The 19271-nt window shown below is 65.3% G+C and carries 11 protein-coding genes; 5 read left to right on the top strand and 6 right to left on the bottom strand.

Annotated features, from left to right (window positions below):
• Positions 1 to 182 precede the first annotated feature (182 nt).
• Positions 183 to 5192: an NAD-glutamate dehydrogenase domain-containing protein gene (locus DGN21_RS11795; protein WP_126966036.1), complete on the top strand. Its 5010-nt coding sequence runs from the start codon at positions 183 to 185 to the stop codon at positions 5190 to 5192.
• Between the two features lie 1054 nt (positions 5193 to 6246).
• On the opposite strand, the gene DGN21_RS11790 is transcribed toward DGN21_RS11795, so the two are convergent.
• From DGN21_RS11790 to DGN21_RS11780, 3 genes are all read right to left on the bottom strand, one after another.
• Positions 6247 to 7389: an NADP-dependent oxidoreductase gene (locus DGN21_RS11790; RefSeq protein ID WP_345776753.1), complete on the bottom strand. Its 1143-nt coding sequence runs from the start codon at positions 7387 to 7389 to the stop codon at positions 6247 to 6249.
• Between the two features lie 86 nt (positions 7390 to 7475).
• Positions 7476 to 8264 carry an SDR family oxidoreductase gene (locus tag DGN21_RS11785; RefSeq protein WP_126966038.1) on the bottom strand — a complete coding sequence of 263 codons (789 nt, stop codon included), beginning with the start codon at positions 8262 to 8264 and terminating at the stop codon, positions 7476 to 7478.
• 48 nt (positions 8265 to 8312) lie between these two features.
• Entirely contained in the window at positions 8313 to 9395 is a 1083-nt protein-coding gene (locus tag DGN21_RS11780) for an alkene reductase (RefSeq protein ID WP_104576086.1), read from the bottom strand.
• A gap of 131 nt (positions 9396 to 9526) precedes the next feature.
• Between DGN21_RS11780 and DGN21_RS11775 the strand changes: the two genes are divergently transcribed.
• The 4 genes from DGN21_RS11775 (at position 9527) to DGN21_RS11760 (ending at position 12053) form a co-directional block, all read left to right on the top strand.
• Entirely contained in the window at positions 9527 to 10102 is a 576-nt protein-coding gene (locus tag DGN21_RS11775) for a TetR family transcriptional regulator (protein WP_024940190.1), read from the top strand.
• 140 nt (positions 10103 to 10242) lie between these two features.
• Complete coding sequence (locus DGN21_RS11770) at positions 10243 to 11097, top strand: oxidoreductase (RefSeq protein WP_065031628.1); 855 nt, start codon at positions 10243 to 10245, stop codon at positions 11095 to 11097.
• A gap of 180 nt (positions 11098 to 11277) precedes the next feature.
• Positions 11278 to 11634 carry a hypothetical protein gene (locus DGN21_RS11765; protein ID WP_104576090.1) on the top strand — a complete coding sequence of 119 codons (357 nt, stop codon included), beginning with the start codon at positions 11278 to 11280 and terminating at the stop codon, positions 11632 to 11634.
• Entirely contained in the window at positions 11631 to 12053 is a 423-nt protein-coding gene (locus tag DGN21_RS11760) for a hypothetical protein (protein WP_160954585.1), read from the top strand. The genes DGN21_RS11765 and DGN21_RS11760 overlap by 4 nt, the downstream gene beginning before the upstream one ends.
• A gap of 194 nt (positions 12054 to 12247) precedes the next feature.
• On the opposite strand, the gene DGN21_RS11755 is transcribed toward DGN21_RS11760, so the two are convergent.
• From DGN21_RS11755 to DGN21_RS11745, 3 genes are all read right to left on the bottom strand, one after another.
• On the bottom strand, positions 12248 to 13684 hold the full coding sequence (locus tag DGN21_RS11755; RefSeq protein ID WP_054593009.1) for a DHA2 family efflux MFS transporter permease subunit: 1437 nt from the start codon (positions 13682 to 13684) through the stop codon (positions 12248 to 12250).
• A gap of 318 nt (positions 13685 to 14002) precedes the next feature.
• Entirely contained in the window at positions 14003 to 14995 is a 993-nt protein-coding gene (locus tag DGN21_RS11750) for an HD domain-containing phosphohydrolase (protein WP_215824927.1), read from the bottom strand.
• Between the two features lie 31 nt (positions 14996 to 15026).
• Complete coding sequence (locus DGN21_RS11745) at positions 15027 to 19121, bottom strand: CHASE domain-containing protein (protein WP_126966042.1); 4095 nt, start codon at positions 19119 to 19121, stop codon at positions 15027 to 15029.
• Positions 19122 to 19271 lie beyond the last annotated feature (150 nt).

Below are 19271 nucleotides of genomic sequence, written 5' to 3'. Positions count from 1 at the left end.
TGGCGGTCTGGCGGCTGGCCATGCAGGCGCCAATCCGGCGCCGCTGCAGGAATTACAGTCGGGTAGTGCTTTTGCGCCTCACCGAGGGCGGGCGCCCGACCAGGATTTTGCGCTATGCAGCAAGGCGTCTTCATCCGGCGCCGGTACAATTCAGGTTTTCCACCGAGCATCCCAGCGCTCTCATGACAGCCAAGAAAGCTGCTTCGAAATCGTCCACGACGTCGGTCAAACCGGTCGCCGACCATGCCGTCCCCGTGCTTGCCACCGCGCCGCAGGCGGTCACCCTGGAGCCGGTGTTTGCCGCGTTGCGCAAGCGCTACCCGGCCGCCCGCCAGTCCGAGGTGCAGCTGTTCGCCGCCGACTTCTACCGGCGCATGGAAGAGGACGAGTTCCCCAACCACCCGGCCGAACAGTGGGCGGCCCTGGCGGCGGACATGCTGGAATTTGCGCGCACGCGCAAGCCCGGCACGGTCAACGTGCGGGTGTTCAACCCGACCCTGAAGAGCCACGGTTACGAATCGCCGCACACGCTGCTGCAGATCGTCAACGACGACATGCCGTTCCTGGTGGACTCGGTGAGCATGACGCTGTCGGACCTGGGCATCGGCGTGCACGTGCTCGGCCACCCGGTGCTGCGCATCGCGCGCGACAAGGCCGGCAAGCTGACCGCGGTGGGCGAGGGCAAGAGCGAATCGCTGATGGTGCTGGAGATCGACCGCCAGCCTGCCGAGGACATGCCCAAAGTGGAAGCGGCGGTGCGCAAGGTGCTGGGCGAGGTGCGCGCGATCGTGCACGACTGGGCGTCGATGCGCGAAAAGATGGTGATGCTGGCCGACGACCTGGCCACCCGCCGCCTGCCGATGGACGACATCAGCCGCCACGAGGCGCAGGAGTTCCTGCGCTGGGCGGCGGCCGATCATTTCACCTTCTTCGGCTATCGCGAGTACCGCGTGGAGAAGCAGGACGGCCAGGACGTGCTGGCGCCGGTGGAAGAAACCGGCCTGGGCCTGATGCGCGGCCGCGACACCTCACCGGCGCGCCCGGTGACCACGCTGGCGGCGCACGGCCTGAACACCTCGGCCAAGCTCAAGGATGCGCTGATCCTGACCAAGACCAATGCGCGCTCGCGCGTGCATCGGGTCGGCTACATGGATTACATCGGCATCCTGGAATTCGATGCCAAGGGCCGCATCGTCGGCGAGCAGCGCTTCCTGGGCCTGTTCACCTCCAGCGCCTACAACCGCCGCCCGTGGGAAATCCCGCTGGTGCGCCAGCGCCACGAATACGTGATGAGCAAGTCGGGGCTGACCCCGAGCAGCCACAGCGGCAAGGCGCTGCGGCACATCCTCGAGACGCTGCCGCGCGAGGAGCTGTTCCAGTCCAACGAGGAAGAGCTGTATCGCACCGCGATCGGCATCCTCGGCCTGCAGGAGCGCGTGCGCAGCCGCATGTTCCTGCGCCGCGACAAGTACAGCCGCTTCATCTCCGCGCTGGTGTACATCCCGCGCGAACGCTTCAACACCGATGTGCGGCTGCGCATCGAGGCCTTGCTCAAGGACGCGCTGCACGGCGAATACATCGATTCCAGCGTGGTGCTGGGCGAGTCGCCGCTGGCGCAGCTGCACCTGATCGTGCGGCCCAAGAGTGGCGAGGCGCTGGAATTCAACACCACCGAACTCGAGGCGCGGCTTGCGCATCTGCTGCGCAACTGGCGCGATGCCCTGCGCGAGGCGCTGGTGGCGCGGCATGGCGAGGTCAATGGCCTGCGCATGGCCGCCAACTTCGGGCGTGCGCTGCCGGCCGGCTATATCGAGGACTCGTCGATCGAATCGGCGGTGTCCGACGTCGAGCATCTGGCCGCACTGGACGGCCCGGACGATCTGCACCTGAGCCTGCAGGAGATCCGTCGCGACGACGGCGTGCGGCTGGACGCCGGCGAAGGCCTGCGCCTGAAGCTGTATCGCCAGCTCGACGACATCCCGTTGTCCGACGCGATGCCGATGATGGAGAACATGGGCCTGCGGGTGATCTCCGAGCGGCCGTACCGGCTGCAGGTCGGCGAGACGCCGGTCTACATCCAGGATTTCGAGGTCGAATCGACCTCCGGCAAGATCAACGCTGCCAATGCCGACGCCGGTTTCGGCGAAGCCTTCGAGCGGATCTGGAGCGGCGATGCCGAAAACGACGGCTTCAACCGCCTGATTCTGGCCGCCGGCCTGCACTGGCGCCAGGTCGCGCTGCTGCGTGGCTACTGCAAGTATCTGCTGCAGACTGCGGTGCCGTTCTCGCAGGCCTATGTCGAGGCGACGTTCACCCGTTACCCGCTGCTGGCGCGCCTGCTGGTGGAACTGTTCGAAGCGCGCTTCGATCCGGCCACCGGCAGCGAGACCAAGGCGCAGATCTTCGCCGGGCAGGAACGCCTGCGCGAGGAACTGTCGGTGCTGGCCGGTGACGACGAGGCCACGCTCAAGGCCCTGGAGCCGGTGTTGCAGGCGCGCGGAAGCGACCGCGATGCGCAGCAGGAAGCCACGCGCGCCACGCTGCTGAAGCTGATGGATCGCGTCTCCAGCCTGGACGAGGATCGCATCCTGCGCAGCTTCATCGGTGTGATTGACGCCACGCTGCGCACCAACTATTACCAGACCGACAAGAGCGGCAAGCACGGCCACTGCATCAGCTTCAAGCTGGATTCTTCGATCGTGCCGGACCTGCCCAAGCCGCGCCCGTACCGCGAGATCTTCGTCTACAGCCCGCGGGTGGAAGGCGTGCACCTGCGCTTTGGCGCGGTGGCGCGCGGCGGCCTGCGCTGGTCGGACCGGCGCGAGGATTTCCGCACCGAGGTGCTGGGCCTGGTCAAGGCGCAGATGGTCAAGAACACCGTCATCGTGCCGGTCGGCGCCAAGGGCGGTTTCTACGTCAAGCGCTCGCCGGTCGGCGGCGACCGCGATGCGATCCAGGCCGAAGGCATCGCCTGCTACAAGCTGTTCATCCAGAGCCTGCTCGACATCACCGACAACATCGTCGGCGGCAAGATCGTGCCGCCGCCGCAGGTGGTGCGTCACGACCAGGATGATCCGTACCTGGTGGTCGCGGCCGACAAGGGCACCGCCACGTTCTCCGACATCGCCAACGGGCTGGCGCTGGACCACGGCTTCTGGCTGGGCGATGCGTTCGCTTCCGGCGGTTCGGTCGGTTACGACCACAAGGGCATGGGCATCACCGCGCGCGGTGCGTGGGAGTCGGTCAAGCGCCACTTCCGTGCGATGGGGCGCGACTGCCAGAGCCAGGACTTCAGCGTGGTCGGCATCGGCGACATGTCTGGCGACGTGTTCGGCAACGGCATGCTGTTGTCGCGGCATATCCGCCTGCTGGCCGCGTTCGATCACCGGCATATCTTCCTGGATCCCAATCCGGATGCCGCTGCCTCGTTCGCCGAGCGCGAGCGCCTGTTCAAGCTGCCGCGTTCCAGCTGGGCCGACTACGAGGCCAAGCTGATCAGCGCCGGCGGCGGCATCTATCCGCGCACGCTCAAGTCCATCGACATCAGCGCGCCCGTGCGCGAGGTCCTGGGCTTGGAATCCAACGTCAAGCAGCTCTCGCCCAACGAGCTGATGAACGCCATCCTCAAGGCCCCGGTGGACCTGTTCTGGAATGGCGGCATCGGCACCTACGTCAAGGCGTCCAGCGAGTCGCACGCCGATGTGGGCGACCGCGCCAACAACGGCCTGCGCGTCAACGGCGGCGAGCTGCGCTGCAAGGTGGTGGGCGAGGGTGGCAACCTGGGCCTGACCCAGCTCGGCCGCATCGAGGCCGCGCAGGCCGGGGTGCTGCTCAACACCGACTTCATCGACAACTCGGCCGGCGTGGACACCTCCGATCACGAGGTGAACATCAAGATCCTGCTCAACGACATGGTGCAGGCCAAGAAGCTCACCTACGACGCGCGCAACACGCTGCTCGCGTCGATGACCGACGAAGTGGCCGACCTGGTGTTGTGGGACAACTACCGCCAGAACCAGGCGATCAGCCTGATGGAGCGGATGAGCGTCAAACGTCTCGGCTCCAAGCAGCACTTCATCCGCACGCTGGAATTGCAGGGCCTGCTCGATCGGCAGATCGAGTTCCTGCCGTCCGATGCCGAACTGTCCGCACGCAAGGCGCGCGGGCAGGGCTTGTCGCGCCCGGAGCTGTCGGTGCTGCTGTCGTACTCCAAGCTGGTGGCATTCCAGCAGCTGCTGGAATCGGATATTCCCGAAGATCCGTATCTGTCCAAGGAATTGCAGCGCTACTTCCCGCAGCCGCTGCAGAAAAAGTACGCCGATGCGATGGAGCGTCACCGCCTCAAGCGCGAGATCATCGCCACCGCGGTGACCAACACCACCATCAACCGCATGGGCGCCACCTTCCTGATGCGCATGCAGGAAGACACCGGCCGCAGCATCGCCGAGGTCGCCAAGGCCTACACCATCAGCCGCGAAACGCTGGATGCACGCGCGCTGTGGACGCAGATCGACGCATTGGACGGCAAGGTACCCGAGTCGGTGCAGATCGATGCGCTGGAAGTGATCTGGCGCCTGCAGCGCTCGTTCGTGCGTTGGCTGCTGTTGCGTCCGGGCCAGATGCCGGGCATCACCGCGGCGGTGGAGCGTTACCACGGCCCGTTCAACGACATCCGTGTCGCCTCCGGTGTGCTCTCCGATACGCAGCGCCCGCAGTACGAAGCCAGCGTGCAGGAATGGCAGGACAAGGGCCTACCGCCGCAGTTGGCGCAGCAGTTGTCCGAGCTACGCTATCTGGAATCGGCCTTCGACATCATCGAAACCGCGCGCACCCGCAAGCTCAAGCCGGTGGACGTGTCCAAGGTGCATTTCCGCCTGGGCGAAGCGCTGCGTTTGCCGTGGTTGTTTGAGCAGATCGACGCGCTGGAGGTCAACGGCCGCTGGCACGCGGTGGCACGTGGTGTACTGCGCGACGAGCTGGCCGCGCATCAACGCGCACTGGTGGCGCAGGTGCTGACCCTGCCCGGCAGCAGCGCCGAGGACAAGGTGGCCAATTGGCTGGCACGCGACGATTCCAGCCTGCGCTTCACCCTGGCCATGCTCGCCGATGTGGCCGAGCAGAAGACCCTGGACTACCCGACCGTATCGGTCGCAGTGCAGCGTCTCGGGCAACTGGCGGCACACGGCTTGTAAGGACGTGCCAAAGCGCGATGGCGGAGCTGAGAATCCGTCATCGTGCTTCTCTACTAATTGCAATTGCTTCCAGCAAATAGTCTGCCCGTGGGCGTAATGCTGTTCACTTTAAGAAAAAACGGCGCTTTCGTGTCTCAGGGAAGCGCTGTTTTCATTGGGTTTGGCGACGTTATTCAGCCGCAAAACGCTCGATCAAGCGCTTAAGTGAACAGAATTATGCCCGTGGGCGGCCTTTTTTATCGTGTTTCAACGTTCACCAATTCACCATTCGAAAAGCGTTGGCGGAAGATTGTTTTATAAGTGCTATATATCGCCCGTAAATATATTTAAAATTTAAAAGACAATATTTTAATATATGGTAATGTATAAAAGCATTGTTCATGTCCTGTTAATTTATTCGGGCAATACTTGAGTTGCGGCAAAAGACATTCATGGAGAACTTATGCAATGTATATCCGCATTCGCTGCCAAGTTGTTATTTGTCACGTCTATTGCTTTCCCACTAGTAGGTTTCGGTCAGGAAAATCGTGCCCGAACATCGATAACCAGCGAAACTACTTATGCAGCAGGTTCGCGTGAAGCAAAACAGATTGCGCAGTGGCTATCAGCAGCACCGGGGGCGGGGACGTCGTTTGATTCGAATGTTACGTTTTCCGGAAACATCACAGTACGCCTTTCAAGCACCGATAGCGGCGCAATTCGCCCACTTCAAGAGGCTCCACCTGTCCCACTTCCGGCAGGCGGTTCTAATGGTCAAACATTCGGAGTGTCGAGCTGCGGGGGCGGTATTGCTAGAACGTGGACATATACGTGGCAGTCGGGTCCTAATGGCAGCGGTGGCGGCTGGGTACTGACCTCCTACACGTACAATCGAACAAGAAGTTGTGGCGTAGATGGAGCTTGAGGTCGACGGTTGACTGGTGACGTTTAAAAATAATCCACCGAGGGTGGATTATTTTTGGCTTGAAGCGATGCAAAGAAGTTGATTTCTGTTTTTCAGATTTTCTGTCGCCGTTTCGATTTTATGTCGCATTTTTCTCGGGTATGCGCTTTATTATTTATTGATCTTCACCACTACCTTGCCCTTGGCACGGCCCTGCGCAAGATACTCGAGCGCTTCCTTGGCTTGCTCGAACGCAAACACCTTGTCGATGACCGGGCGAATGCGTTCGGCTTCGAGCAGTTCGCCGATTTTGGCCAGTTGCGTGCCATTGGGGCGTACGAACAGGAACGAGTAGGCGACGTTGTGCTTGTTCGCTAGACGGATGATCTTGCGGCTCATCATGGCGAAGACGAATTGCAGCACCACATTCAACCGGCGTGCGCGGGCAAAGGCTGCATCCAGCGGCCCGACCAGCGACACGATCCTGCCGCCGGGCTTGAGGATGGCGAGCGATTTTTCGATCGTATCGCCCCGCATCGTGCCAAGCGCGATGTCGTAGCCGCGCAGCACGGTCTCGAAGTCCTGTTGCCTGTAGTCGATCACCTCGTCTGCGCCAAGGCTGTTCACCAGCGCGACATTGCCGGTGCTGGTGGTGGTGCCGACGGTGGCGCCGAGGTGTTTTGCCAGCTGGATCGCGATGGTGCCGATACCGCCGGAACCGGCTGGAATGAACACTTTCTGGCCGGGCTGCAGGTCGGCACGTTCCTTCAGGGCCTGCCAGGACGTGAGCGCGACCATCGGCAGCGATGCCGCCTGCACAAAATCCAGATTGGCCGGCTTCAGCGCTGCGGCGCTTTCCGGTACCGCGACATACTCGGCGATGGTGCCGCGGCCAAGATCGAACACGCTGGCAAAAATCGCATCGCCCCGCTTGAAGCGGGTGACGCGGCTGCCGACGTCGATGACGATCCCGGCCACGTCGCTGCCCAGCGTGGCGGGCAGCTCGAACTTCACCACAGGTTTGAAGATGCCGGTGGGAATCATGTTGTCGATCGGGTTCACGCCAGCGGCGTGCACCTCGACCAGCAGTTCGTCGGGCTGCAGCGTCGGGCGGGCGCGCTCGCTGAAGCCGATGTCGGGAGATTTGCCATAGCGTTTGAAGGTGAGCGCTTTCATCTGGTTCGGGTCCACTGCTGTCGTTGTCTGGATGCGTGGCCGGGCACGATGCGATCCCCGGCCGCCTTCACCTGTGCGCTGGCAATTCCGTGCCTGCAGCCTGATCGCCATGAGGGCGGTTTGCACCGACGCATCCATGCAGCAGCGCGAATGCGCGACGCCTCAGCGCAGGCCCGCAGCGCTCACCCTGGCAAGCGCTGCGGGCGGTTGCGCCGCCGGGCCGGTCAGGCCGCCGGCTGATAGCGCTCGGCGGCGGTGGCCTGGCGGATGTCAGACAGCAGCCCCTGGCGCGCGCCATCCAGTGCGTCCCAACGTTCGGCCACGTGCAGCGGCGGGATGGTGACCAGTTCGCGGCGATCAAAACCAACCAGCGCGGCATCGACCAGTTCGCCCACGTCCATCAGATCGCTGAGCGTGTTGACGTCGATACCGGCACGCCCCCAGATCTCGGTGCGCGTACCGGCCGGCAACACGGCCTGCACATACACGCCCTTGGAGCCCAGCTCCAGGTGCAGCCCCTGCGACAGGAACAGTACGAAGGCCTTGGTGGCGCCATAGACGCTCATGCCGAATTCGGGAGCGAAGCCCACCACCGAGCCGAGGTTGATGATCGCGCCGCTGCCGGACTGCGCAAAGCGCGGCGCAACCGCGGCAGACAGGCGGGTCAACGCGGTGACATTGAGCGCCAGCAGGCGGTCGATTGCCTCGGCGTTCTGCTGCAGGATGCCGCCGGACTGCGCCATGCCGGCGTTGTTGATCAGGACGCCGATTTGCGCGTCGTCGCGCAGGCGGGCTTCCACTGCGGTCAGGTCGGCGGGCTGGGTCAGGTCGGCCTGCAGCACGTCGACGTTGACGCCATGTGCAGCGTGCAGACGCGCCGCCAGCGCATCCAGGCGGGCCTTGTCGCGTGCGACCAGCACCAGGTTGTGGCCACGTTGCGCAAAGCGCTCGGCGTAGACGGCGCCGATACCGGTGGAGGCGCCAGTGATGAGGACAGCGGGAAGTGTGGACATGCAGAATTCCTTGATGACAGTGGATGAAAGACGCTAGGCGAGACAGCCTCAGCCGGCGAGGGACGGGTAGTCGATATAGCCTTCGGCGCCACCGCCGTAGAGCGTGGCCGGATTCAACGGCGCCAGCGCTGCGCCGGTGTGCAGACGTTCGACAAGATCGGGGTTGCTGATGAACGGGCGGCCGAAGGCGACCAGGTCGACGTTGCCTGCGCGCAACTGGGCGTTGGCCAGTTCCAGGTCGTAGCCGTTGTTGGCCAGATAGGTACGGGTGAACTTGCTGCGCAGCGCGGCATAGTCGAACGGGGCCGCGTCACGCGGGCCGCCGGTCGCACCTTCGACCACGTGCAGGTAGACGATGCCCAGCGCATCGAGCTGCTCGGCGATGTAGTCGTAGTGCGGCTGCGGATCGCTGCCGGAAATGCCGCTTGCCGGCGACACCGGCGAGATGCGCACGCCGGTGCGATCGGCGCCGATCTGCTTGCTCACTGCAGCGACCACCTCCAGCAACAGGCGCGCGCGGTTTTCGATCGAGCCGCCGTAGGCATCGGTGCGCTGGTTGGCGCCGTCCTTGATGAACTGCTCCAGCAGGTAGCCGTTGGCGCCATGGATTTCGACGCCATCGAAGCCGGCGGCAATCGCATTGGCCGCTGCCTGGCGGAAGTCGTCGACGATGCCCGGCAGTTCGTGCAGCGCAAGGGCGCGTGGTTCGGAGACATCGGCAAAACCGTTGTTGACGAACACCTTGGTCGCCGCGCGGATCGCCGACGGCGCAACCGGTGCGGCGCCGCCCGGCTGCAGGTCGACATGCGACACCCGGCCCACATGCCACAGCTGCACGAAGATGCGCCCACCCTTGGCATGCACGGCGTCGGTGACCGCACGCCAGCCGGCGATCTGCTCGGGCGTGTACAGGCCGGGGGTGTCCTGATAGCCCTGGGCCTGCGGCGAGACCTGGGTGGCCTCGGTGATCAGCAGGCCGGCCGAGGCGCGCTGGGCGTAGTAGGTGGCCGCCAGTGCGCTCGGCACCAGGCCGGCGCCCGCACGGTTGCGGGTCAGCGGGGCCATCACGATGCGGTTGGCCAGCGTCAGCGCGCCCAGTGCATAGGGTTCGAACAGCGAAGGGTGGGTCATTGGCGGTGCTCGGAATCAGTGGTTGACAAAGATTACGATCAAAATCTAAAGTGTCAACACTTTGATGACGAATGACATCAAAGTAAGCTGCCGCTCTTCCCAGTCCCGCACAAGCACGGAGTGTCCCAACGATGAAAGTGACCAAGGCACAGGCGCAGGCAAACCGGGCGCACGTCGTCGAGACGGCCTCGGTGCTGTTTCGCGAGCGCGGTTACGAAGGGATCGGCATCGCCGATCTGATGGCCGCTGCAGGGTTCACCCACGGCGGCTTCTACAAGCAGTTCCGCTCCAAGGCGGATCTGATGGCCGAATCGGCGGCCTGCGGCCTGGCCAACATCGCCGCGCAGACCGAGCACGTGGACAAGGCGGATTTCGTGAACTTCTATCTGTCGCGCGGACATCGCGACAGCCTTGCCACCGGTTGCACGATGGCGGCGCTGGGCGCCGATGCCGCGCGCCAGCCGGAGGAAGTGCGCGAGGCGTTTGCCACCGGGGTCGAAAACCTGTTGGCCTCGCTCGACCGCAGCGGCGCTGCGCCCGGCACCGCCGAGGCAGCAGCGGAGCGCGCCAGCAACCTGGACATGATGGCGCACGCTATCGGCGCCATCGTGCTGTCGCGGTCGTGCCCGAACGATTCGCCACTGGCCGACGAAATCATCGCGGTGTGTCGCGACCAGATCCTGTCGTCGTTGCAGGCATCCAACTAACCGACAGGCGTGCATCCGCCACACACGTGGTCGAGCTTTCACCGGTAGGACTGCGTTTTTAGCCAAGCCATCGCTTCCCAGTCGCGGCGTGATCGTCAATCGACTGCCGCCCTGTCACTCACTGCACTCAAGGAAATCCAATGACAAGCAAACCCCCTGTTGCGCTGGTGACCGGCGCCTCCTCCGGCATCGGCGAAGCAACTGCCAACGCGCTGGCTGCCGCCGGTTATACGGTGTACGGCACCAGCCGTCGCGGCGCGCAGTCCGGGCAGCGCGCCTTTACGCTGCTGGCGCTGGATGTGACCAGCGACGAATCGGTCGACGCCGCGATCCAGGAGCTGCTGCGACGGGAAGGGCGCATCGACCTGCTGGTCAATAACGCCGGTTTCGGTGTGTCTCCTGCCGCTGCGGAGGAAAGCTCGATCGAGCAGGCCAAGGCCATCCTCGACACCAACTTCCTCGGTGTCGTGCGCATGACGCGCGCAGTGGTGCCGCAGATGCGCCGCCAGGGCAGTGGCCGCATCATCAACATCGGCTCGATCATCGGGCTGGTGCCCACGCCGTATGCGGCGCTGTACGCGGCCAGCAAGCACGCGGTGGAGGGTTACTCCGAAGCGGTGGACCACGAGCTGCGCAGCTACGGAATCCGGGTCACGGTAATCGAGCCGGCCTACACCAAAACCCAGTTCGAGGCGAACACTCTCGCCCCGGATGCGCCACTGGAAAACTACCGTCAGGTGCGCACCCAGGTCGGCCAGGTGGTGGCGCAGGCAATGGCAAGCGCGGACGAGCCCTCTGTCGTCGCCGACGTGGTGGTGAAGGCGGCGCGCGCCCAGCAGCCCAAGGTGCGCTACACCGCGGGCAAGATCGCCGGACAGCTGCAGTTCCTGCGGCGGTTTGCGCCGGCGGGCGTGTTCCAGGCGCTGATTCGCAAGAACCTGCAGCTCGATGCGAAGACGCCGTCCGAGACCACGACGCCATCCCACGCCGGATAAGCCCGGCCGACAAACCACTGCAAGTGCCGGTCCTGGCGGTGAGCGCAACAGGTTTCAGCTGCGCCGCGCCGGGTTGCACCGCTGCACAAACGAGCTGCAGCGACTGCAGTGTGCATGCCGTTATCGATGCGTCGGTGGTGACGCGGTCGCGCGCGGCCTTGACCCCAACAGGAGAAGGCAATGACCTTCGATGCAGTGCTTGCCGCTCAGACCAGCGAGCCGGTGGTTACCAGGCTGGTCCGGTTCAACGAAGACGCGTTGATGCCGGGCGAGGTGAGGGTTGCTGTCGAGAATTCGACCGGCAACTGCCACCACGCGATGGCGGTGGCGGTGGCGGTGAGCAGAGCTGGCCCGATCATTCGCCATCTTCCGCTGATTCCTGGCGTCGATCTTGCCGGTGTGGTCCAGGCGTCCCGCGATGCCGGCATTGCGGTTGCAGACCGGTTGCTGGTCGATGGCCGGGGATTGCATCAGCCCCACTCTGGCGGCGAGGCGCGGAAGGTGCAGGGGCGCACGGTCGTGGAGGTGAACGCATGAGCGCGCCGACTGCATCGCGCGCATTTCGCTACCTGGCCACGCTGTCGGCGTTGTCGTTCTTCGCGTTGGGCGCGGCCTGGCTGCTGGCACCTGCGGCCATGCTGGCCAATTGGGGCGTGGCCTTCGACAGCGACGCGCTGGGCGTGCTCGGCCGACGCGCCGCACCGCTGTATGCGGCCATCGGCGTCATGCTGCTGCTGGTGCGAACGGCGCCACCGTCGCCAGGGCGCCGTGCCGTGGTTGCGGGCTTTGTCACCGCGTGTTTGTTGCTGGCAGTGCTGGGCGTGGCGGAGTGGGTGGCCGGGCATGTCAACGCCGGCATCTTCGCGGCAGTCGCGATCGAGATCGGCTTTCCGCTGGCGTTCCTGCTGGTGGCGCGTGCCGAGGCCGCGTCGCGGCAAAACGACAAGGCGCGATGATGGCAGGCATGGCGGCACCTGTGGGGTGCTGTCATGCGAGTTGGCGGACATGACACGTTGCAAGACTGGTCAACCAATCAGTGCGAGCAGTTGGCAATTGGATGAGGATGTCGCATGGAACCCGCAGTTGCCGGGGCGGTGCACGCAGATTCCAGTCACGGCTATGTAGCTGCGCCGGCTACGCAGCCTTGCGGTCAGCCGCTCGAAGCCCGGTGCCCGCTCATTTCCTGCCCGGCATCCTTGTCGAAACGCACATGCCACCAGGTGGCGCTGAGCGAAATCAGGCTGACCACGCAGAACGCCAGCGAAAAATCGCGTTGCGCAGGCTGGGTGTGATCGCCGGCCAGCATCGCCAGCTTGAGGATCATTGCGCCGGCGCATACGCCGACCGAGAGCATCAGTTGCTGCAAGGTGGTGTACAGGCTGCTGGCGCGGCTCATGCGCGATGCGGGCACGTTTTCGTAGGCGATGGTGTTGTAGGCGGCGAACTGGAACGACATGAACGCGCCGCAGCACAGCAGCAGACCGAACATCAGCGCCGGCGGCCAGTCGGGCCGGAACAACGCACACACCATGTAGCCCAGGCTGGCGAGCACACCGTTGCCGATCAGGCTGTTGCGATAGCCGAAGCGGCGCAGCAACTGCGGGGTGATGCTGCGCATCAGCAGTGCACCGAGCGCGGTGGCCAGGATCAGGCGCCCGCTGTGTGCGGCACTCATGCCGAAGCCGATCTGGAACAGCAGCGGCAGCAGGAATGGATGCGCGCCCTGGGTGATGCGCATCAGCGCACCGCCGATCACCGACAAGCGGAACGAATCGATCCGCAGCAGGCTCAGGTCCAGCAGCGGAGCGGGGTGGTGGCGTGCATGCCACAGATATCCCAGCGCAGCGCTGCCGCCGATGGCCAGCAGCCAGCTCGCGGTGCCGATGCCATCCTGCTGGCTGACCATTTCCAGGCCGAACAACAGGCAGCCCAACGCGGTGCCGCACAGCACGAAACCGCGCAGGTCGAAACGTGCCGGCGCCGATTCGGTGGGAATTTCCGGAATGAAACGGCGCACCAGCAAAAAGCCGGCAATGCCGATCGGCACGTTGATGTAGAAGATCCAGCGCCAGTCCAGATACGAGACGAAAAATCCACCCAGCGGCGGGCCCAGCATCGGGCCGATGAAGGCCGGCACCAGCGTCCAGGCCATGGCCGACACCAGGTGACGGCGCTCCACCGTGCGCAGCAGGATCAGCCGGCCGAGCGGGGCCATCATCGCGCCGCCGGCGCCTTGCAGTACGCGCGCGGCGACCATGGTGGGCAGGCTGTCGGCCAGCGAACACAGGATCGAGCCGCCGACGAACACCCAGATCGATGCGCCGAACACCCGGCGCAGGCCGAAGCGGTCGGCGATCGCGCCGCTGGCGGGAATCAGCACCGCCAGCGCCAGCAGGTAGCTGGTCATGGCGATGCTCATCGCCGGCGCGGCAACGCCGAAGTCGCGCGCCAGGGTCGGCAGCGCGGTCGCCAGCACGGTGGCGTCCATCTGCTCCATGAAGATGGCGCAGGCCAGGATCAGCGAGATGATGCGGTAATCGGGATAACGCGGCGGCGTGACGCCGGCCTCGGACACGCTGGAGGACATCGGACTCTCGGTTGCGGGGCCGCATCGATGGCGCGCAGATGGCGACCGGACCGGCCCGCGTCGCACGGTGTTGTGCGGCGCAACATGGCTATTGTCCGCCCGTGCGAAGCGGTGTTCAAGCACGCGCCAGGCAACACTGCGTACGCATCACAGGGCCGATAACACCACCAGCCCACCTGAGAGAGCCGTACAGCTCGCAAGACGGGTGCGAATGCCTTGTGCCAACTCACCCGATCGGCCCACAAACTGCTCAGCCCGTCCAGCCCTCGCGCTCCCCGCTCCTCGATTCCCCAATCCCGATTCCCCAATCCCCGCTCTTCAGGTCCCCGGCGCCGCGCTATCCCAGGCATCCATGATCTGCAGGACCTGCGGCAACGCCTCGCGAAATTGCTGCACCAGGCGCGGTTCCAGTTGCTTGCCTGCCATGCTGTCGAGCTTGCGCATCGCATCGTCCACCGTCCACGGCGCCTTGTAGGCGCGCCGCCCGCACAGCGCGTCGAACACGTCGGCCACCGCCACGATGCGCGCCGATTCGGGAATGGCCTCGCCGGCCAGGCCGTTGGGATAGCCGCTGCCGTCCCAGCATTCGTGGTGATGCAGCGCGATTGCCGCAGCAAGCTGAAACACCGGCCCGCGCCCGTGCCGCAGCAGGTCGTGGCCGACCTGCGGGTGCTGGCGCACCACGGTGCGTTCGTGTTCGTCCAATGCACCGGGCTTGTGCAGGATGTTGCCGGGCACCGCGATCTTGCCGGCGTCGTGCAGGGGCGCGGCATCCTGCAGCAGCTGCGCCCGTTGCGCCGGCCAGCCGACCTGCTCGGCCAGCACCTGCGCATAGGCGGCCATGCGCCAGATATGCGCGCCGGTGTCGGCATCCTGACCTTGCCCGGCGGTCCCGAGCAGATGGATCGCATCCCGATAGTGCTGCGCCAGGCGCGCGCTTTCGGCCAGCTTCAACTGGGTGGCGATGCGCGCCTTGAGCAGGGCGGGCGAGTAGGGCTTGCTGACGTAATCGGCCGCGCCCGCTTCCAGTCCGGTACGTTCGTCGTGCTCGCTGCTGCGCGAGGTCACGAACAGGATCGGGATGGCCGTGCTGGCGGGCTGCTGCTTGAGCGTGCGCGCCACCGCATAGCCGTCCATGTCGGGCAGCTCGACATCCAGCAGGATCAACGCCGGCGTGTGGCGGAGCACCGCCTCCAGCGCTTCGCCGCCGGACTTGGCGAACACCAGCGGAAAATCGTCGCGCAGCAGCTGGCGCAGGGTGGCCAGGTTGCTGGATTCATCGTCGACACACAGCAGGGGACGATGCGGCATGGAGGCTCCTTGCCACCGGCGTGGTGAGCGGTCAGCGCAGGTGAGTGGCTTGCCAGTCGCGCAAGGTGGCCTCGGCGCGACGGAAGTCGAAATCTTCCACCGCACGCTGCAGTGCTTCCTGCAGGTTGCGCGGCAGATGCGGCGCGCAGATCAGCAGCGCGTGGTCGATCCTGTCGGCATCGTCGCTGCCCAGGGCCGCTTCCAGGATCTGCACGCTGTCCGCGTCCAGCGCGGCATCGTCATCGCCTGCTTCCGCGTCGCTGTCGCCGTGTTGCAGGAAGGCATGGACCGCCGCGGCGGTACGCTGCATGGTGTCCTTGAGTGCGAGCAGTGCCGAGGTGATGTCGTGGCCCTGCTCGATGCGGGTTTCCAGGTCGCTGGCGGCACCGGCCAGGGCCGGCAATGCCAGCGACCCGGCCGCGCCGCGCAGCTTGTGCGCCAGCGCACCGATCGCCGGCAGCTCGTTGCGGCGCAGATGCTCGGCTGCGGCCTCGGCCGGGTCGGGGTTGTCGCGCAGCAGTTTGAGCAGATAGCGCTCGTACGGTTCGCGCTCGCGCCACAGGCTGCGTGCACGCGCCGCATCCAGCACCTCCGGGTCGGCGTGTTCCCACTCGGGGCCGCCCTGCACAGCGGCCTCGTGCGGCAGCGACGGGATGCGCCGTACACCCGGCTGCAGGAAGTGGCGGATGGCGGTGACCAGTTCCTCCACATTGAACGGCTTGGCGATGAAACCGTTCATGCCCGCTTCCAGCGCTTTCTCCTGTTGTGGGCGAAAGGCGCCGGCAGTCAGCGCGATCACCGGCAGGCTGGCCAGCGCGGGGATCTGCCGCAGCCGCCGCGTGGCTTCATAGCCATCGACCACCGGCATCTGCACATCCATCAACACCAGCTGGAACAGCTCCGGCGCGCGCCGCAGCGTGTTGATGGCCTGTTCGCCGTCGTGGGCGACCGTGACCATGGCGCCTTCGCCTTCGAGAATGCGCTGCGCCACTTCGCAGTTGATTTCGCTGTCGTCCACCAGCAGCAGATGCGCGCCTTCCAGCCGACGCGCCACGAAGGTGGGCGCCACCGGCCGCGCGCCGGGGCGTTCGTGGACCAGTTGCTCCACCAGCCGGTGCAGCGCCGCGCTGGTCACCGGCTTGGTCATCACCGCATCCAGGTCCTGTTGCTCGGGATGCTGCTCCAGCAGCCGGCGCTCGTAGGCGGTGACCATGACGATCACCGGATGCGGGCCGGGCACGGCGCGTGCGCGGATCTGCCGCGCGATCGCCACGCCGTCGATATCGGGCATGCGCCAGTCGAGCAGGAAGATGTCGTAGGGCTCGCTGGCCTGCTCGATCGCCTGCAGGGCGGCCTGGCCGCTGGCGACCGCATCCACCCGCCAGCCGAGTTCGCTGGCGATGCGCACCAGGTTGTTGAGCGCCGCATCGTGGTCGTCAGCGATCAACACCCGCGGCATCGCTTCCGGCGGCAGCGCCGGCAGGTCGCGCTGTGCCAGCGGCGGGGCGGATTTTTCCAGCGTCACCACGAAGTAGAACTCGCTGCCGCGGCCGGGCACGCTTTCCACTTCCAGCTCGCCGCCCATCAATTCGATCAGGCGCCGGCTGATGGTCAGGCCCAGGCCGCTGCCGCCGTAGCGCCGGCTGGTGGAGGTGTCGGCCTGCAGGAACGGCGAGAAGATCAGGCTCTGCTTTTCCTTGGAAATGCCGATGCCGGTGTCGCGCACCGAGAACAGCAGCTTGAGCTTGTTCGGATCGCCGCTGGGGAAGCGCCGCACCGACAGCACCACTTCGCCCTGCTCGGTGAACTTGATCGCGTTGCCGACCAGGTTGACCAGCACCTGGTTGATGCGCAGCGCATCGCCGAGCAACCAGCGGCAGTCGCGCGGCAGTGGCTCGACGATCATTTCCACCGGTTTGGTGCTGAGCGAGGAACGCATCAGGTCGGCGATGTTGTCGAACAGTTGATTGAGGTCGAACGGTGCGCGTTCCAGATCGATGCGCCCGGCCTCGATCTTGGAGAAGTCCAGGATGTCGTTGATGATCTCCAGCAGCGAGCGCGCGGAGCGGTCGATCTTGGTCACCATGTCCTGCGCCGCACCGGGCAGTTCGCTGCGCTGGAGCAGGTACAGCATGCCCAGGATCGCGTTCATCGGGGTGCGGATCTCGTGGCTCATGTTGGCCAGGAAATCGGACTTGGACTGGTTGGCGCTCTTGGCCGCATCCATCGCCAGGCGCAGTTGTTTCTCGTGCAGTTTCTGCTCGGTCAGGTCCACCGCCATGCCCAGGTAACCGATCACCTGGTCGTTATCGTCGCGCAGGGTGCTCAGGGTCAGCAGCACCGGCAGGCGGCGGCCTTCGTGGCTGACGTAGGTCCATTCGCTGGTGTCGCTGCGGCCCAGGCTGGTCAGCGCGGCGATTGCCTCCAGCGTATGCGCCACCGGGGCGCCGGTCTGCTCGGACAGCAGGTGCGCGCGCTCCTGCAGTTCCTCCTGCTCGATGAACTGGCCGGCCTTGCGGCGGCCGATCACCTCGTCGGCGTTGTAGCCCAGCAGTTTTTCCGCGGCGCGATTGAACAGCGTGACAAAGCCGCTGGAGTCGGTGGCGATGATGGCAAAGCCGGCGTGTGCCAGGATCGCCCGGTGCAGCGCGGAGAACTTCATCAATTCGCTGGTGCGTTCGGCGACCTGGTGTTCGAGCGATGCATTCAGGTCGACGATGCGCTGATGCGAACGCACCCGCTCGGAGATGTCGCGGAAGAAATGCGAGTGCCCGCTCAGGGTGGCATCGCGTTCGATGATCGGGGCCTTGCTGGCCAGCACATGGACCAGATGCCCATCGCGATGGCGCATGCTCAGCGCCGCCGAGGTATCGACCGAATGGTGCTCGTCGGCGTGCTCGATGTCGGGGATCGCATATGGCTGCGGCGACAGCAGCATCGTCAGGTTCTGGCCGATCGCCTCGTCCGCGCTGTAGCCGAACATCGCTTCGGCAGCGGGATTCCAGTGGGTGATGTGTCCGTCCGGAGTTTCGGCAACGATGGCCTCGCTGGAATGGCTGACCAGTGCCGCCAGCTCCATCTGTTTGCGCAGCACTTCCTCGCGCCGCAGGCCGTTGCTGAAATACAGCACCAGCAATGCCGCCAGCAGCACCGACACGCCCAGCACCAGGCCGCCGGTCAGCCATGGCGAGGTCTGGTTGAGCGAGGCCAGGAAGCTGGCGGTGGGGTGGGCGGTGATGATCCAGGTGCGGCCGTAGATCTGCAGCTGCTGGATCACCGGCGGGCGACGCGCGCTGTCGCTGGACGGCGTGCCGCTGCGAAAGAAGTTGTGGGTGGGCTCGTTGCGGTCGGACAGATCCAGCGCCACGTCGTCACGCTCGCCCAGGGTGCTTTCCACCATCTGTTCGACGCTGAAGGGCGCGTACACCCAGCCGCTGGTCGCGGCCATGCGCTGTTGCGGCGTCTGCAGCGGCATGCCCTCGCGATAGACCGCCAGCAGCACCAGGAATCCGCTCTCGCTGGGAATGCGATAACCGGACAGCGAGATCGGCGAGGTCATGATCGGCACGCCGCTGCGTGCGGCCTGCAGTGCCGCCGCGCGGCGACGCGGATCGGAGGCGATGTCCAGACCGATCGGACGGTTGCCCGAGGACTCCGGTTCGAAATATAGCACGATGTAACGCTCGCCGTCCCAGGGCGCCAGCGGCCGGCGCTTGATGTCCGGTGCACCGTCCGCGCGCGCGGCCTGCAGGAAGGCCTCTTCGTCGGCGGGCGCAACGCGATGGATGTAGCCGTAACCCAGTACGCCGGGGAACTCGCGCGTGTAATCGCGCGAGCGGCTGTACAAGGTGAAGCGGTCGCGACTGATGACATCCTTGCCGGCGCCGATCAAGGCACCGCGTGCGCCGCGCAACCCGTGTTCGAAGGTATACATGCGCTCGCTGATGTTGCGTGTCAGCGTGCGCACCACATAGTTGAAACGCTGCTCGCGCTCGAGCTCGTTATGTCGCTGTAGCGACAGGCCGGCGAGAATGGCGGCAATCAGACCTGTGGCGAGAATCAGCAGGGCACCGATCGATGCGCGGCGCCCGTATTTTCTGCGCAGATCCCAGCGGCCATTCGGCATTTCTGTTCCTTTGCCTTGCCTGTTGCGTGCCCGGTGTGCTGGCCGACGGCGAGGTCGGTCTCGTGGTGGCGCCTGACGATCATCAGAACCCGTGCAAACTCCCCGGCGTCCGCACGTGCTTCCGGTGGGCGATCAACGTCATTGCCAATG

The organism is Xanthomonas sp. MLO165, from assembly GCF_018831305.1.
GTDB classification, from domain to species: domain Bacteria; phylum Pseudomonadota; class Gammaproteobacteria; order Xanthomonadales; family Xanthomonadaceae; genus Xanthomonas; species Xanthomonas arboricola.
Note: the sequence above shows the minus strand (reverse complement) of the source record. Positions and strands in the feature narration are given on the sequence as shown.

What these genes read in the sequence shown, in the direction of transcription:
- DGN21_RS11775 (WP_024940190.1), top strand. Translation starts at nt 9,527, where the DNA reads ATGAAAGTGACCAAGGCACAGGCGCAGGCAAACCGGGCGCACGTCGTC.
- DGN21_RS11755 (WP_054593009.1), bottom strand. Translation starts at nt 13,684, where the DNA reads ATGTCCTCCAGCGTGTCCGAGGCCGGCGTCACGCCGCCGCGTTATCCC.
- DGN21_RS11750 (WP_215824927.1), bottom strand. Translation starts at nt 14,995, where the DNA reads ATGCCGCATCGTCCCCTGCTGTGTGTCGACGATGAATCCAGCAACCTG.
- DGN21_RS11745 (WP_126966042.1), bottom strand. Translation starts at nt 19,121, where the DNA reads ATGCCGAATGGCCGCTGGGATCTGCGCAGAAAATACGGGCGCCGCGCA.
- DGN21_RS11785 (WP_126966038.1), bottom strand. Translation starts at nt 8,264, where the DNA reads ATGTCCACACTTCCCGCTGTCCTCATCACTGGCGCCTCCACCGGTATC.
- DGN21_RS11760 (WP_160954585.1), top strand. Translation starts at nt 11,631, where the DNA reads ATGAGCGCGCCGACTGCATCGCGCGCATTTCGCTACCTGGCCACGCTG.
- DGN21_RS11795 (WP_126966036.1), top strand. Translation starts at nt 183, where the DNA reads ATGACAGCCAAGAAAGCTGCTTCGAAATCGTCCACGACGTCGGTCAAA.
- DGN21_RS11790 (WP_345776753.1), bottom strand. Translation starts at nt 7,389, where the DNA reads ATGGATGCGTCGGTGCAAACCGCCCTCATGGCGATCAGGCTGCAGGCA.
- DGN21_RS11765 (WP_104576090.1), top strand. Translation starts at nt 11,278, where the DNA reads ATGACCTTCGATGCAGTGCTTGCCGCTCAGACCAGCGAGCCGGTGGTT.
- DGN21_RS11780 (WP_104576086.1), bottom strand. Translation starts at nt 9,395, where the DNA reads ATGACCCACCCTTCGCTGTTCGAACCCTATGCACTGGGCGCGCTGACG.
- DGN21_RS11770 (WP_065031628.1), top strand. Translation starts at nt 10,243, where the DNA reads ATGACAAGCAAACCCCCTGTTGCGCTGGTGACCGGCGCCTCCTCCGGC.